The following is a 13,462-nucleotide window of genomic DNA, read 5'->3' as shown; positions in this document are numbered from 1 at the left end:
AGGAGCGGTTCTTTGGACGCTGTCTGAAATCGGAGAGAAAAGGGAATAATTGGGGATAATGCCGGGATGAGGCCAGATCACCGGTTCTTTTTGTTGCCAAAAATTCGGTGCGGGCAGCGCCGATAATGGCTGAAATTTGCAAATCGCCGCATAAACCGCTACTCTAAAAATGAAAACAACTTAAGATGTCGAATGCTGAAAAAGGGGAGAAATGCACTTGCTGTCTACTCGATTTTTGTGGCGAACGGTCGGATTCGCCGCCTTGTTATCGACCTTGCTTTGTATGTACGGATTCGGCTATGCCGTCAATCAGATTATGTTTCCGAAGCCGGCGGCGCAAAATGAAGCGGCGGCTCCCCAAGAGACGGCCAAACCGAAGGAAACCCCGCTTGCGTCCAAAGACAAAATTCAAATTGTCGCCCTGGGCGACTCGCTCAGCGCGGGGACCGGCGATTTATCCGGCCGCGGGTATGTCGGTCAAGTGAAAGAAAAGCTGGAGAAGCAGTTCGGCAAGCCGGTCTTTATTCTTAATAACTTTGCGATTCCGGGCTTCACGACAGGCGACGTGCTGAAGGATATGGAAGCCAAGAAGGACATCGGCAAAGCGATCGGACAAGCCGACCTTATTCTGCTCACCGCCGGCGGCAACGATTTGTTCGAAGGCGGTCAAGGAATCTTTAACGGCTCCTCGGATGAAGGGTTCAATCCCGGCGCGGCCAAAGAGCGGATGCCTGCGGCGCTGAAGCGGCTGGAGCAAATTTTGGATACCGTGGCGAAGCAAAATCCGAACGCGATCGTCTGCTACGTCGGGCTGTACCACCCGTTCCTTGATCTTGACGACAAGCGGGAGGGCTCCGTCCTCATCGACGAATGGAACCGCTCCGCGTTCGAAATCGTCAACAAGCATAACAATATGGTGCTCGTGCCGACGTACGACTTGTTCGAGCTGAACTTGAACAAATATTTGTATACGGATCATTTCCATCCGAATCAGGACGGATACGAGCGGATCGCCGAACGGATCGCGCAGATCGTCCGATAGCGCACTTTTAAAACCCCGGTGAACGAGGACTTAAGCCGAGAAATACAGTTACCGGGATTTTGGCGGCAGCCGATTTTCGATATAAGGGAGAGAGTGGGATGGGAAGCCAAGCGGAAGTTGTTTTGTCGGTCAAGAACGTCAAGAAAACGATTAAAAAGAAAGAGATCATCAAGGGCATTTCCTTCGAGGTCTACGCCGGTGAAATCTTCGGCTTTCTAGGGCCCAACGGCTCCGGCAAAACGACGACGATCCGCATGCTCGTCGATTTGATCGCCCCTACGGCAGGCTCGATTACGATCTGCGGGCATGACGTGCACAAAGAGCATAACGAAGCGCTCCAGTATGTCGGCTGTATCGTCGAGAACCCGGAGCTGTACTCGTATTTAAGCGGCTGGGAAAACCTGGAGCATTTCGCCCGGATGCTGCCCGGAGTAGGCGCGAAGCGAATTCAAGAGGTCGTCGATATCGTCGGGATGGACGCGCGGATTCACGATAAAGTGAGAACTTATTCGCTCGGGATGAGGCAGCGTCTCGGCATAGCTCAGGCGCTGCTGAACAATCCGAAGCTGCTCATATTGGACGAGCCTACCAACGGCCTTGACCCGCAGGGGATTAAAGAGATGCGCGAGTTTATTCAGCGGCTGGCGCAAACCGGCCTCAGCTTGTTCGTATCGAGCCATCTGCTGAGCGAAATTCAGCAAATGTGCGATCGGGTAGCCATCATCAGCCACGGCGAAGTGATTAAAGTCGGCGAGGTCGACGCCCTTATCGACGAATCGGCAAGTCGCGTCATTTGGCGGGTTGCGCCGATGGACCGGGCGCTTCGGCTGCTGCAGCGGCAGGAGGACGCCGTTGTGCTGGAAGTGATTCACCGGCCGGAGGAATTCGACAGGCCGGCCGCCGAGCCGGCCGTGCACGACATCGTTACGCAGCTTAAGTCCGAGGCGATTCCGCAGCTGACGCGGGAGCTGGTCGAAGCGGGAGTGCAGCTGTACGGCGTAGAGACGAAAAGCCCGACGCTCGAGGATTTATTTTTAAGTTTAACGGAGGGGAAACGCATTGGTTAGCATATATCCGTTAATCAAAAACGAGTGCATCAAAATAATAAAGAAGAAACGGCTGCTTGTCGTTTTGCTCATATTGGCTGCCCTTATTCCGATGTTTACTTATGCGCAGATGAAGGTGGCGCAAAATAATCTTAAGCAGTTCGGCACCTCCGATTGGCGGGCCGAGCAGCGCCAGAAGATCGTCGATTACACGCGCAGCATAGGAAGCGCCCGCGTGCCGGAGGAGTGGAAGCAGTTCCGCAAGGTCGAAGTGATGCTGGCGCAATATTATTTGGATAAAGATGTGAATCCCGCGGCTCCTAACGGGGTAACCTTTACAAGAGAATTCATTAAAAACGCGGTCGGGCTGTTCATTCCGCTCATGGTGATGGTCGTCGCTTCGGACCTGGTTTCCTCCGAGCATTCGACGGGCACGATCAAGCTGCTCTTGACAAGGCCGGTCGGACGATGGAAAATCTTGATGAGCAAGCTGGTCAGCCTAATCTTGTTCACGTCGCTGATCGTCATCGCCACGGCGGTGCTGTGCTACCTGATTTCCGGCGTCGTCTTCGGCTACGGCGGATGGGATATGCCGGTATTTTTCGGCTTTAAAATCGTCGGCACGGAAGTGGACACTTCCTTCGTCCGGCCGGTGGAACAGTGGCTGTACCTGATCATGGAATTCGGCCTTGTCTGGTTCTCGGCTGTCGTCGTCGCCGTCATGTCGCTGATGGTATCTGTGCTGATTCGCAGCACGGCGGCGGGCATGGGACTCATGCTGGCGGTGCTTATTTCGGGCACGATCTTGACAAATATGGTATCCTCTTGGGAGACGGCAAAATATTTATTCATGGTCAATTTGCGCCTGACCGATTACTTGACCGGCTCGCTTCCGCCCATTAAAGGCATGGATTTGCCGTTTTCCTTAAGCGTTTTGACCGTATGGGGATTGGTTTCCGTGGCGGTTTCTTTCGCGGTCTTCACGAAAAAAGATATATTGAACTGACGGCGCTAGATGTTATAATGCACAATAGAACTTTCGCGAAGGCGAAAGTTTCAAGAGTAAAGGGGGGGCTGCGATGACGGAGCAAATCGATTTGTTCCCAAGCACAACTGCCACAAGCACAGCCGCCGCGCCGGCGGCAGATTACGGCGCCGACGATATCCAGGTGCTGGAAGGCCTCGTGGCGGTCCGCAAAAGACCGGGGATGTACATAGGAAGCACCAGCGCGTCGGGGCTTCATCATTTGATATGGGAAATCGTCGACAATGCGGTCGACGAGCATCTCGCTAAATTTTGCAGCAAGATTGACGTTACGATTCATAAAGACCAATCGATCACCGTCCAGGATAACGGCCGCGGCATTCCGACGGGAATGCATAAGACCGGTATTCCGACGCCTCAAGTCGTGTTTACGATTCTGCATGCCGGAGGCAAGTTCGGCGGCGGGGGGTATAAGAAATCCGGCGGTCTCCACGGCGTAGGGGCCTCGGTAACGAACGCCCTGTCGGAATGGCTGGAGGTCACGATATACCGCGACGGCAAGATTCACCGGCAGCGGTTCGAATATTGGGTCGACGAGCAGGGCATAGAGCATGTGGGCGAGCCTGTCGCGGGGCTGGAGGTTCTCGGAAACACGAGGCAAACCGGCACCAAGGTGACGTTCAAGCCGGATAAGCGCGTTTTCCAAGGCGGCACGGCCGTTAACTACGACACGCTGCTGGAGCGCTTACAAGAGATCGCCTTTTTGAATTCGGGACTTCAGGTGACGATCAAGGACGAGCGGTCCGACAAGCAGGAGACGTTCCAATACGAAGGCGGAGCGAGTCAATTCGTTCAATTTTTGAATGAAGAGAAGAACGTGCTGCATGAGGTTATTCATTTTACCGCGGAAAAGGACGATATCGAGGTCGAAGTGGCTCTGCAGTACAACGACGGTTACACGGAAACGATCGTTTCGTTCGTCAACTCGATTCCGACCCGCGGCGGCGGCACGCATGAGACCGGTTTTAAAACCGCCTACACGCGGGTTATGAACGATTATGCCCGCAAAAGCGGGATTTTGAAGGAAAAAGATAAAAATCTCGACGGACAGGATCTGCGCGAAGGGATGATGGCGGTCATCAACATCAAGATGGGCGAGGTCGAATTCGTCGGCCAGACGAAGGATCAGCTCGGCAGCGCTTCGGCGCGCAGCGCGGTCGACTCGGTCGTGTCCGATAAAATGGCCGTATTCCTAGAGGAAAACCCGCAAGTGGCGCAGATGATCATGAAGAAGGCCGTGCAGTCGGCCAAAGCCCGCGAAGCGGCGCGCAAAGCCCGCGAGGAAGTGCGCAGCGGCAAGAAGGGCAGGAGCGAGAGCTCGAACCTGGGAGGCAAGCTGACGCCGGCGCAGTCGAAGGATTACTCCCGCAACGAGTTGTTCATCGTCGAAGGGGATTCCGCCGGGGGCTCGGCCAAGCAAGGGCGGGATTCGAAGCATCAGGCGATTTTGCCGCTCAAGGGCAAGCCGATGAACCCGGAGAAGGCGAAGCTGTCGGACATTATGAAGAACGACGAATACAAAGCGATCATCGCGGCTATCGGAGCCGGCGTAGGGCCAGAGTTCGACGCTTCCGAAAGCAATTACGCGAAAATCATCATCATGACCGATGCCGATACGGACGGCGCGCACATTCAGGTGCTGCTGCTGACGTTCTTCTACCGCTACATGAAGCCTCTGATCGATGCGGGCAAAGTCTACATCGCTCAGCCGCCGCTGTATAAGGTGACGAAGAAAGCAGGCAAAAACAGTACGATCAGGTACGCGTGGACCGACGAGCAGCTGCAGGCGCTATCGAAGGAGCTGGGCAAAAACATCGAGCTGCAGCGCTATAAAGGTTTGGGCGAGATGAACCCGGATCAGCTGTGGGAAACGACGATGGACCCGGCGACCCGGACGCTGCTGCAGGTGCGGATTGAGGACGCGGCCAAAGCCGAACGGCGCGTATCTACGCTGATGGGAGACAAGGTCGATCCGCGGAAGCGCTGGATCATCGAGAATGTCGACTTTACCGAGTTCGAGGAGTAGGTGAACTGTGACGATATTGGAAAGCTTTTTACCCGCATATTTAGAAGAAGTAGTGGGCGACCGTTTCGGTCGCTATTCCAAATACATTATTCAGGACCGCGCGATTCCCGATGTGCGGGATGGCTTGAAGCCGGTGCAGCGGCGCATTTTGTACGCGATGTACGACGCCGGCAATACGCCGGACAAGTCGTACCGGAAATCGGCCAAGACCGTCGGCGACGTGATGGGTAACTATCATCCGCATGGCGACGCTTCGATCTACGAAGGGATGGTCCGCATGGCTCAGCCGTGGAAGATGGGACATCCTCTGATCGACGGCCACGGCAACTGGGGCTCGATCGACGATGATCCGGCTGCCGCGATGCGTTATACCGAGGCCCGCTTATCGGAAATCGCGATGGAGCTTCTGCGCGACATCGAGAAGCGCACTGTGCAATTCAAGGATAACTTCGACAATTCGACGAAGGAGCCTGTCGTGCTTCCGGCCCGTTATCCGAATCTGCTCGTGAACGGAGTCAGCGGCATTTCCTCAGGATTTGCCACTGAGATTCCGCCGCATAATCTGCGCGAAGTGATCGACGCCTGCGTGGCGCTGATGGACCGGCCTTCCATGGAGCTGGACGAGCTGATGCAGATTCTCAAAGGGCCGGATTTCCCTACGGGAGGCATCATTATGGGCTCCGAGGGGATCAAGGAAGCGTTCAGGACGGGCAAAGGGCGCATTTACTTGCGCGCGCGCACGGAAATTGAGACAGTGCGCGGCGGAGCCCAGCAGATCGTCGTTACGGAAATTCCGTACCAGGTGGTGAAATCCCGTCTGGTTACGTCCATGGAAAACATCCGTCTGGAGAAAAAAATCGACGGCATCTCCGTCGTCCGCGACGAAAGCGGCCGCAACGGCCTGCGAATCGTCGTGGAGCTGAAAAAGGACGCCGATGCGCAGGGCATTCTGGCCTACTTGTTCAAAAAGACGGATTTGCAGGTGACGTATAATTTCAATATGGTGGCGATCGTCAATAAGACGCCGAAGCAAATGGGCGTCCTTGAAATATTGAGAGCCTATATCGACCATCAAAAAGAAGTGATCACATTCCGTTCCCGGTACGAGCTGGAAAAGGCGGAGGACCGCGCTCACGTACTGGAAGGGCTGGCCAAGGCGCTTAACATACTGGATGAAGTGATCGCCGCGATCAAAGCGTCGAAAAACCGCCAGGACGCCCAGAATAATCTGGTCGCGCAGTTCGGCTTCACCGAACGCCAGGCCGACGCGATCCTGACGCTGCAATTGTACCGGCTGACCAATCTGGAGATTCATTCGATCGAGAAGGAATTGAAGGAGGTTCAGAAGACGATCGCCTATTTGCGAGGAATCTTAGGCAGCGAGAAGAAGCTGATGAACGTCATCAAGGAAGAAATGACCGGGATTCGCACCAAATTCGGCGTGGACCGCCGTTCCGACATTCAGGACGAGGTAGAGGAGCTCAAGGTCAACCTGGAGGTTATGGTTGCGGCCGAGGACGTGTTCGTGACCTTGTCGAGCGAGGGCTATATCAAGCGGACGAGCAAGCTGTCCTTCACCCGTTCCGGCGGCGAGCTGGAGAAGACGGGTCTTAAAGAGGGCGATTATGTGCGCTATCTGCTGGAAGTGAATACGCTGGAAAACCTGCTGATCTTCACCCAGAAGGGCCAATATTACTTGCTTCCGGTCCATCAGGTTCCCGAGTACAAATGGAAGGAAAACGGCACGGCCATCGTCAACGTCATACCTATTCCGAAGGACGACAAGATTGTGAACGTCATTCCGATCCGTACCTTCGAGGAGCAGGGCAAGTCGCTTGTCTTCGTGACCAAGAAAGGGCAAGTCAAACGTACGGATCTGAAGGAGTATATGACGAACCGGTCGATCGGCATCGTAGCGTGCAAGGTCGGCGAGAATGACGCGGTGATCGACGTGAAGCTGAGCACTAACGACCAGGATATTATGCTGGTAACGAAGCAGGGGATGGCGATCCGCTTCCGCGAAGACGAAGTCAACCCGATGGGGCGCGCGGCTGCCGGCGTTCGCGGCATTCAGCTGAAAGAGGACGACGAAGTAATCAGCGCCGAATGGATTCAAGGCGAGGAAGGAGAGCTTCTGGTCGTCTCCGATCTCGGGTATGCCAAACGTTCTCTCATTCTCGATTACCCCGTGCAAGGGCGGGGCGGCAAAGGGATCTTCACCTTCGAATTTAAAGACGGCAAGCGGGTTAAACCGAACGGTGCAGCGCTAGTCAAAGCTTACACCGTTAAGGAAGAACTGCTTCTGACAGCCGTATTGCAAAGCGGCGAACGGATGTCGTTCTCGTCCGAGAAAACGCCGATCGAGCAGCGCAAATCGACCGGTCGCCAAGTCATTGCCGTCGCGAAAACCGATTTGATTGCGGATCTGCTCAAGATCGATTAATCGTAACTGTTGTAATCCGGCTCCAGCCGGTCAACAAGCTGTAAGAAAAGGTCCAAAACGGCCCACACTGGCATCGTATCATCGAGCTTCTCCAGCCACTGTGGGTCGTTTATTATGCCTTTCTCCAGCGCTTTTTCTCCGATATGCTTTTTCCACGCCTCCATGTCCGCATCACTCCTTCGCATAAATTGACAAGCTCCGCCTATAGTCAAAAGCCCATATTGCAATATATGTTGAATGGGGTCTAATGTTCCTGATTTTTATCGTTTAAAGTCTTAAAATATTTACGCTGTTAACCTTTAATCCGCGCTTTGGCGATGGTATAATAGGAACTACAGCAAGAACGGCCGGATGAACTTTCCTAAGAGCCCATTTTATGAAACTCGAAGTAAAGTATGGTAGATACAGGAGTGATGAAATGTGATTACTCAGGAATTTGCGAAGCTGTGGTGGAAGCTTTCCAAGGATTTGCGCATCCATATGGAGACGGAGCTGGCCCCGACGTTAACGGAAGGGCAGCTGACGGTGCTCGAGCTGCTGTCGGGCCGCGATCGGATGAAGCCTTCGGACTTCATTGAATTTTTGACGACGACGCCGGCCGCGATTACGACCTTGCTGGACCGGATGGAGAAGGCCGAGCTGATTTCGCGCGAACGCGACGAGAAGGACCGCCGGATCGTGTGGGTTCATGTGACCGAGAAAGGAAAGGCCGAGTGTCAGCGAGGGCTGAGCATCCGCGAGCATTTTCTGCAAAATTATTTGAGCCGGATTTCCTCTCATAATCAGCAGCTCCTGGTGTACTTGTTAGGAAAAGTCGCTAACGCGTAAAAAGAATGGGGCAGACGGCTCATATAATAAGCAGCGTGTATTCGACGTATCGCTCTGGAAGCACGGTGAACATGCAGCCGCAGGTCGCTCATGTATTCACCGCACTTGCAGGGCCGACATTCAGGGCAGGGAAAGGTCGCCGGTACAACGCCGATCAGGCATGGCTTAGGGCAAGGGGGAGAGCTTCCTCCTTGCCTGTTTGCGTTAAAGCCGTGAATGGGCAGGCGCGAGCTGGTATAATGATAGGCGTCATATCATGTGAACGGCTGTCGGTGCAGGAGAGGAGTTTGGCGATGAGTACGGAACTAATATTGGATATGAACGGTTTGAGCAAGCGGATCGCTGCGTTAGGGGAGGAGCGGGTTCTGTTCTCAGGCGTAACGGCGCGATTGGAGCAGCCTGCGGTCATCGCGCTGCTCGGCTTGTCCGGGCAAGGGAAGAGCACGCTTCTGCGAATCATCGGGCTTCTCGACGCAGCCAGCGAAGGAAGCATCCGCTATCGGGGGCGAAAACCGGAAGAATGGACTTCGCAGGAATGGAGGAAGAAGGTATGCTACGTCGCCCAGCATGCCGTCATGCTGCCGGGGAGCGTGGAGGATAATCTGAGGGCCGTCAGCATTTTACATAAGCAGCCGTTTGACCGGGCATTGGCCAGCCAATTGCTCCGGGACTGCGGGCTGGAGCATTTGGACCTGGGCAAGCGCGCTTCCGACCTATCGGGCGGGGAGAAGCAGCGCGTCGCTTTGGTGCGTTCTTTGCTGCTGCGTCCGGATATTTTGCTGCTTGACGAAATTACCGCATCGCTCGATTTGCACAGCAAGCAAGCCGTCGAGCGGCTGCTCGCCTCCTGGCATCGGCAGGAAGCGGCTTCGATGATCTGGGTGACCCATGACCTGAAGCAGGCTCGTCAGAACAGCCACAAGGTCTGGTTTATGGCCGAGCATACGCTGCTTGAGAACATGGACACCGAATTGTTTTTTCAGCGTCCCGATTCCGAAGCGGCGCGCAAATTTTTACAGATTCCGTGAAGGAGCGGGGAAACCGGAATGACGAATACGGCGTTAGGCTTTACTCTTGTTTTCATTGCCGTGACGATTTTAATTTCCATGTGGCAGAAGCTGGGTTTAGAAAAGGAAATCGCTATCGGTACGGTAAGATCGGCGGTTCAGCTGCTGCTGGTCGGCTACGTGCTGCAGTTTGTGTTTAATGCGGACAACGTTGTTTTTTTGCTGCTGATTATAGGAACGATGATTGCGGTCGCTTCCTGGAATGCGGGGCATAGAGGGCGGGGGCTTGCCGGCATACGATGGCGAATTGCGATTGCGATCTTCGCGACGGAAGCGGTGACGATGGGGCTATTGCTCAGCCTTGACATTATCGAGAGGACGCCGCAGTATGTGATTCCGATGAGCGGAATTACGATCGGCAGCGCGATGGTCGTCTCCGGCCTGTTCATCAATCAGATGAAGCGCGAGGCGCAGGCGTCCAAAGGGGAGATTGAAGCGCTCCTGTCGCTCGGAGCTTCTGCGCGCCAAGCGATTCACGAGCCGCTCAAGCGCTCCGTCAAGGCCAGCATGATTCCGACGATAGACGGAATGAAAACCGTAGGGCTGGTTCAGCTCCCGGGCATGATGACCGGGATGATCGTCGCGGGCGCGAATCCTGTGGAAGCGGTCCGCTATCAGGTGCTTATCATGTTCGCCTTAGTCTCCTCGGCGGCATTGACGAGCATTCTGCTCAGCTTGCTTTGCTACAGGCTGTGGTTTACCAAAGATGATAGATTGATAGATATCGGGTCATAGTGAGCCCCGTGCTTCCATGCGGGGTGCGCCAAACGTCCCGGCACATTAAAAAGCCTGCTTCTGCCAAATGGCGGAAACAGGCTTTTGTGCGCATGCATGATGGGGCGCTCTGTGCCGAAGCTTAGGTTCCGATCATGCTCATGGATACTCGCGCTATTGCAGCTTCTCGCTCCAAAGAAACCAAGGGTATGATGCGGGAGGCGCGGAACGGAAGCTCAGCGTCTCCTTCGTCGTCGGATGCTCGAAGCTGAGCTCGGTCGACCAAAGCGCGATTTGCTGACCGGGCTTCGTCAGATGGGCGCCGTATCGCTGGTCTCCGACGAGCGGGCAGCCGATTGCCGCAAATTGCACGCGAATTTGATGCGGCCGTCCCGTATGAAGCTCGACCTGCACGAGAGAGAGACCTTCCGAATGGTCGAGCACCTGATAGTCGAGCACGGCCTCTTTGGCCCCCGGCTTGCCGGGAACGGCGACGGATACCATATTCGTTTTCGTATCCTTGAGCAAATAATGCTTTAGCGTCCCATGCGGCTCTTGCGGCCTTCCGTTTACGACCGCCGTGTAGATTTTGCGGATGGAGCGGGTGCGCACCGCGTCGGATAGTCTGGACGCGGCCTTCGACGTTTTGGCGAATACCATGACGCCCCCGACCGGACGGTCCAGCCTGTGCACAAGCCCAAGGTAGACGTTGCCCGGCTTGCGGTGACGATGCTTTAAATCCTGCTTGATCATCGTCAGCAAGTCAGGGTCCCGCGAATCGTCCTCCTGGGTCGGCACATTCACCGGCTTGACGACGACGATCACATGGTTGTCTTCATACAGCACTTCTATGGCGGGGAGAGAGGCTTGCGCCATCCGTTACGCCTCCCAACGGCCCAAAATGCCGCAAGGGAGCATGAGCTTCGAAGCGGTAATCGGCAGGCCGATTTCGCCGCAGGTGATATTGCCGCCGTAGGCCCGGCCCATCGACATGGCCAAAATATTTTTCAATACGGTGGCGGAAATGCCGGTCGTATACGAATTGATCAGCATGAACAGCGGCCTGTCCGACATAATCTGCATGCACTGTTCCACGAACGGGTACAGATTCGTCTCCAGCTTCCAAGTTTCCCCGTTCGGGCCGCGCCCGTAGGAAGGAGGGTCCATGATGATGGCGTCGTATTTGCTGCCGCGGCGCTGTTCGCGCTGTACGAATTTGAACACGTCGTCGGTGATAAAGCGTACGGGACGGTCGCCGAGTCCGGACAGATGCAAATTTTCCTTGGCCCACTGCACGACCCCTTTGGACGCGTCGACATGGCATACGTCCGCCCCCGCATAGGCGCAGGCTACGCTGGCGCCGCCCGTATAGGCGAACAGATTGAGGACGCGGATTTTGCGGCCCGCTCCCTGGATTTTATCCATCATCCACTTCCAGTTGGCGGCTTGCTCCGGGAACAGTCCGGTATGCTTGAAGCTGGTCGGTTTAATATGGAACGACAGCTTGTCGTAGGAGATCGTCCACCGCTCGGGCAGCTCCTTCTTATATTCCCACTGACCGCCGCCGCTCGCGCTTCTATGATAATGGGCGTCGGCGCCCCGCCATAAGCCGTTTTCCTTGTGAATCGGCCAGATAATTTGCGGGTCCGGCCGGCGCAGAACGATGCTGCCCCAACGCTCCAGCTTCTCGCCGTCTCCCGTATCGATTAATTCGTAATCTTTCCAATCATGTGCTGCAAACATAATGTAACCTTCCTTCTATCATTTTCCCGTGTGCATTCCGTTGTTCAAAAAAAGCACCTACCACATTTTACACTAATTGCTTGCGTAAAGCCATGGAGCGGCCTGGGGAAAGTCAACCGAGAACAGCATCAAGCTTTTTATACAAAAGTCGATGACAAAAAGACCGGCTCGTTGGCCGGTCTGTCGTCTTTTCCCATAATCGGAACAAGCTTATTGGGGCAATTCTACGTTCGTGATCAGGCCCGGAAGCTCTTTGGTCATGAAGTCATTGTATTTCGTTTGCGATAACGATTGTTTAAGCGTTTCTTTCAGCTCGTCATAAGGAATGACGCCGCGCGATTCCACGCGGATAATATGATAGCCGTATTCCGTTTCGACCGGATCGCTGATTTTATTCAGTTCGAGCGTCATGGTCGCCTTCTTGAAATTCTCGGTCCATTGGCTCACCGGCACATTCGCATATAACCCGCCGTTATCCTTGGAGCCAGGGTCTTCCGAATACTGCTTGGCCAGCTCGGCAAAATCGGCGCCGGCCGCAAGCTTGTCTTGAATTTCCTTCAGCTTGGCGTCGACGGTTTCCTTAGGCAGCTTGCTGCCTTTATCGTCCTCGTTCATCACGAGAATATGTCTCACCGATGCGGTAATGACGCTCTCGTCGCCGCTTGCGGCTTTCTTGTCGTATTCGGCTTTGACGGTCGCATCGTCGACCGCATTGGTCGACCAGGTCTGCAGCGTTACCGTATCCCGGACAAACGTTTTCAAATCGTCCTCGCTGAGGCCCTGCTGCTTCAATTGCTCGCTTAAGGTTTGGGCGGAGGACGAATTCAGCTGCTCCAATTGCCGCATTTGCCCGTCGACGAGAGCGGGAAGCTTGGCGGCCGTTTCTTCATCCAACTTGCCGGCGATGATATGAGATGCGGCGATTTGGTCAATAATATACTGTTTGTACTGATTGTCCTGCTCATGCTGCGCGTTTTGCGGGTTCAGGAAGCGCATGACGGCCGCAAACTTTTCGTAATCGCCGCGCGTCACCTGTCCTCCCTGATATTCGGCGACGGTTGCTGCCGTATCGAGCTTCTTGCCGACCCAGATCGTCTGGGTCTCGTCATCCCATTGGACGTCCTTGCCGAGAGCTTCGCTGACGAAACGAAGAGGCACATAGGTCGTGCCGTTGTAGATGAAACCTTGGCCCTGATCTTCCGCCGGTTTTTTCTCAAAACCGTCAAACATATATTTCAGGTTCTGGAAATATACTTCAATCTGAGTTCCGCTGGCGTAAGCCACGCTCCCTGTCAGCATAACGCCGAGAGAGAGGCCAAGCACCAAGCCTTTCAATTTGTCGTTCATTCGTGTAATGACATCCTTTCTTGCCTTACGGCCAGCTTCGGGCAGTCCTTGTTCGAATCGCCGGAGCGAATGCAGGACGTTTACTCGTATACTCGAATCGCCCAATAAAAAGTATTCCAGACGAATTGACAAAATCCTCCTCGGACGGAAAATAAGTATGT

12 protein-coding genes are annotated in these 13,462 nt (G+C 54.7%); 8 read left to right on the top strand and 4 right to left on the bottom strand.

Annotation, left to right across the window (positions count from 1 at the left end):
- Positions 1-217: 217 nt before the first annotated feature.
- The 5 genes from SK3146_RS05120 to gyrA all read left to right on the top strand — a co-directional run bounded on the left by SK3146_RS05120 (position 218) and on the right by gyrA (position 7,602).
- Entirely contained in the window at positions 218-1,042 is an 825-nt protein-coding gene (locus SK3146_RS05120) for a GDSL-type esterase/lipase family protein (protein ID WP_249864065.1), read from the top strand.
- Positions 1,043-1,140: 98 nt separating this feature from the next.
- On the top strand, positions 1,141-2,109 hold the full coding sequence (locus SK3146_RS05115; protein WP_249864064.1) for an ABC transporter ATP-binding protein: 969 nt from the start codon (positions 1,141-1,143) through the stop codon (positions 2,107-2,109).
- Complete coding sequence (locus tag SK3146_RS05110; RefSeq protein WP_249864063.1) at positions 2,102-3,094, top strand: ABC transporter permease; 993 nt, start codon at positions 2,102-2,104, stop codon at positions 3,092-3,094. The genes SK3146_RS05115 and SK3146_RS05110 overlap by 8 nt, the downstream gene beginning before the upstream one ends.
- A 73-nt stretch (positions 3,095-3,167) precedes the next feature.
- Positions 3,168-5,159, top strand: coding sequence for a DNA topoisomerase IV subunit B (parE, locus tag SK3146_RS05105; RefSeq protein ID WP_249864062.1), 1,992 nt, complete (start codon positions 3,168-3,170; stop codon positions 5,157-5,159).
- 7 nt (positions 5,160-5,166) lie between these two features.
- Entirely contained in the window at positions 5,167-7,602 is a 2,436-nt protein-coding gene (gyrA, locus tag SK3146_RS05100) for a DNA gyrase subunit A (protein ID WP_249864061.1), read from the top strand.
- Here gyrA and SK3146_RS05095 read toward each other — a convergent pair.
- Entirely contained in the window at positions 7,599-7,766 is a 168-nt protein-coding gene (locus SK3146_RS05095) for a hypothetical protein (RefSeq protein ID WP_249864060.1), read from the bottom strand. The genes gyrA and SK3146_RS05095 overlap by 4 nt on opposite strands.
- A gap of 256 nt (positions 7,767-8,022) precedes the next feature.
- Between SK3146_RS05095 and SK3146_RS05090 the strand changes: the two genes are divergently transcribed.
- The 3 genes from SK3146_RS05090 to SK3146_RS05080 all read left to right on the top strand — a co-directional run bounded on the left by SK3146_RS05090 (position 8,023) and on the right by SK3146_RS05080 (position 10,232).
- Positions 8,023-8,430, top strand: a complete 408-nt coding sequence (locus SK3146_RS05090) for a MarR family winged helix-turn-helix transcriptional regulator (RefSeq protein WP_249864059.1) — start codon at positions 8,023-8,025, stop codon at positions 8,428-8,430.
- 293 nt (positions 8,431-8,723) lie between these two features.
- The gene (locus SK3146_RS05085) at positions 8,724-9,458 is read left to right on the top strand and encodes an ABC transporter ATP-binding protein (RefSeq protein WP_249864058.1); all 735 of its coding nucleotides are present in this window, start codon (positions 8,724-8,726) and stop codon (positions 9,456-9,458) included.
- Positions 9,459-9,476: 18 nt separating this feature from the next.
- Positions 9,477-10,232, top strand: coding sequence for an ABC transporter permease (locus SK3146_RS05080; RefSeq protein WP_249864057.1), 756 nt, complete (start codon positions 9,477-9,479; stop codon positions 10,230-10,232).
- A 153-nt stretch (positions 10,233-10,385) separates the two neighbouring features.
- Here the strand turns inward: SK3146_RS05080 and SK3146_RS05075 are convergent, their stop codons facing one another.
- The 3 genes from SK3146_RS05075 to SK3146_RS05065 form a co-directional block, all read right to left on the bottom strand.
- A complete protein-coding gene (locus SK3146_RS05075) occupies positions 10,386-11,087 on the bottom strand; it encodes an RluA family pseudouridine synthase (protein WP_249864056.1) in 702 nt (233 codons plus the stop codon).
- A gap of 3 nt (positions 11,088-11,090) precedes the next feature.
- Positions 11,091-11,954, bottom strand: coding sequence for a class I SAM-dependent methyltransferase (locus SK3146_RS05070; RefSeq protein ID WP_249864055.1), 864 nt, complete (start codon positions 11,952-11,954; stop codon positions 11,091-11,093).
- Between the two features lie 210 nt (positions 11,955-12,164).
- The gene (locus SK3146_RS05065) at positions 12,165-13,301 is read right to left on the bottom strand and encodes a peptidylprolyl isomerase (RefSeq protein WP_249864054.1); all 1,137 of its coding nucleotides are present in this window, start codon (positions 13,299-13,301) and stop codon (positions 12,165-12,167) included.
- Between the last annotated feature and the right edge of the window lie 161 nt (positions 13,302-13,462).

This window comes from Paenibacillus konkukensis (assembly GCF_023523925.1).
GTDB lineage: Bacteria > Bacillota > Bacilli > Paenibacillales > NBRC-103111 > Paenibacillus_S > Paenibacillus_S doosanensis.
The sequence above is the reverse complement of the archived record's forward strand: the minus strand, read 5'-3'. Positions and strand labels throughout refer to the sequence as shown.

What these genes read in the sequence shown, in the direction of transcription:
- SK3146_RS05065 (WP_249864054.1), bottom strand. Translation starts at nt 13,301, where the DNA reads ATGAACGACAAATTGAAAGGCTTGGTGCTTGGCCTCTCTCTCGGCGTT.
- SK3146_RS05080 (WP_249864057.1), top strand. Translation starts at nt 9,477, where the DNA reads ATGACGAATACGGCGTTAGGCTTTACTCTTGTTTTCATTGCCGTGACG.
- SK3146_RS05075 (WP_249864056.1), bottom strand. Translation starts at nt 11,087, where the DNA reads ATGGCGCAAGCCTCTCTCCCCGCCATAGAAGTGCTGTATGAAGACAAC.
- parE (WP_249864062.1), top strand. Translation starts at nt 3,168, where the DNA reads ATGACGGAGCAAATCGATTTGTTCCCAAGCACAACTGCCACAAGCACA.
- SK3146_RS05115 (WP_249864064.1), top strand. Translation starts at nt 1,141, where the DNA reads ATGGGAAGCCAAGCGGAAGTTGTTTTGTCGGTCAAGAACGTCAAGAAA.
- SK3146_RS05095 (WP_249864060.1), bottom strand. Translation starts at nt 7,766, where the DNA reads ATGGAGGCGTGGAAAAAGCATATCGGAGAAAAAGCGCTGGAGAAAGGC.
- SK3146_RS05070 (WP_249864055.1), bottom strand. Translation starts at nt 11,954, where the DNA reads ATGTTTGCAGCACATGATTGGAAAGATTACGAATTAATCGATACGGGA.
- SK3146_RS05085 (WP_249864058.1), top strand. Translation starts at nt 8,724, where the DNA reads ATGAGTACGGAACTAATATTGGATATGAACGGTTTGAGCAAGCGGATC.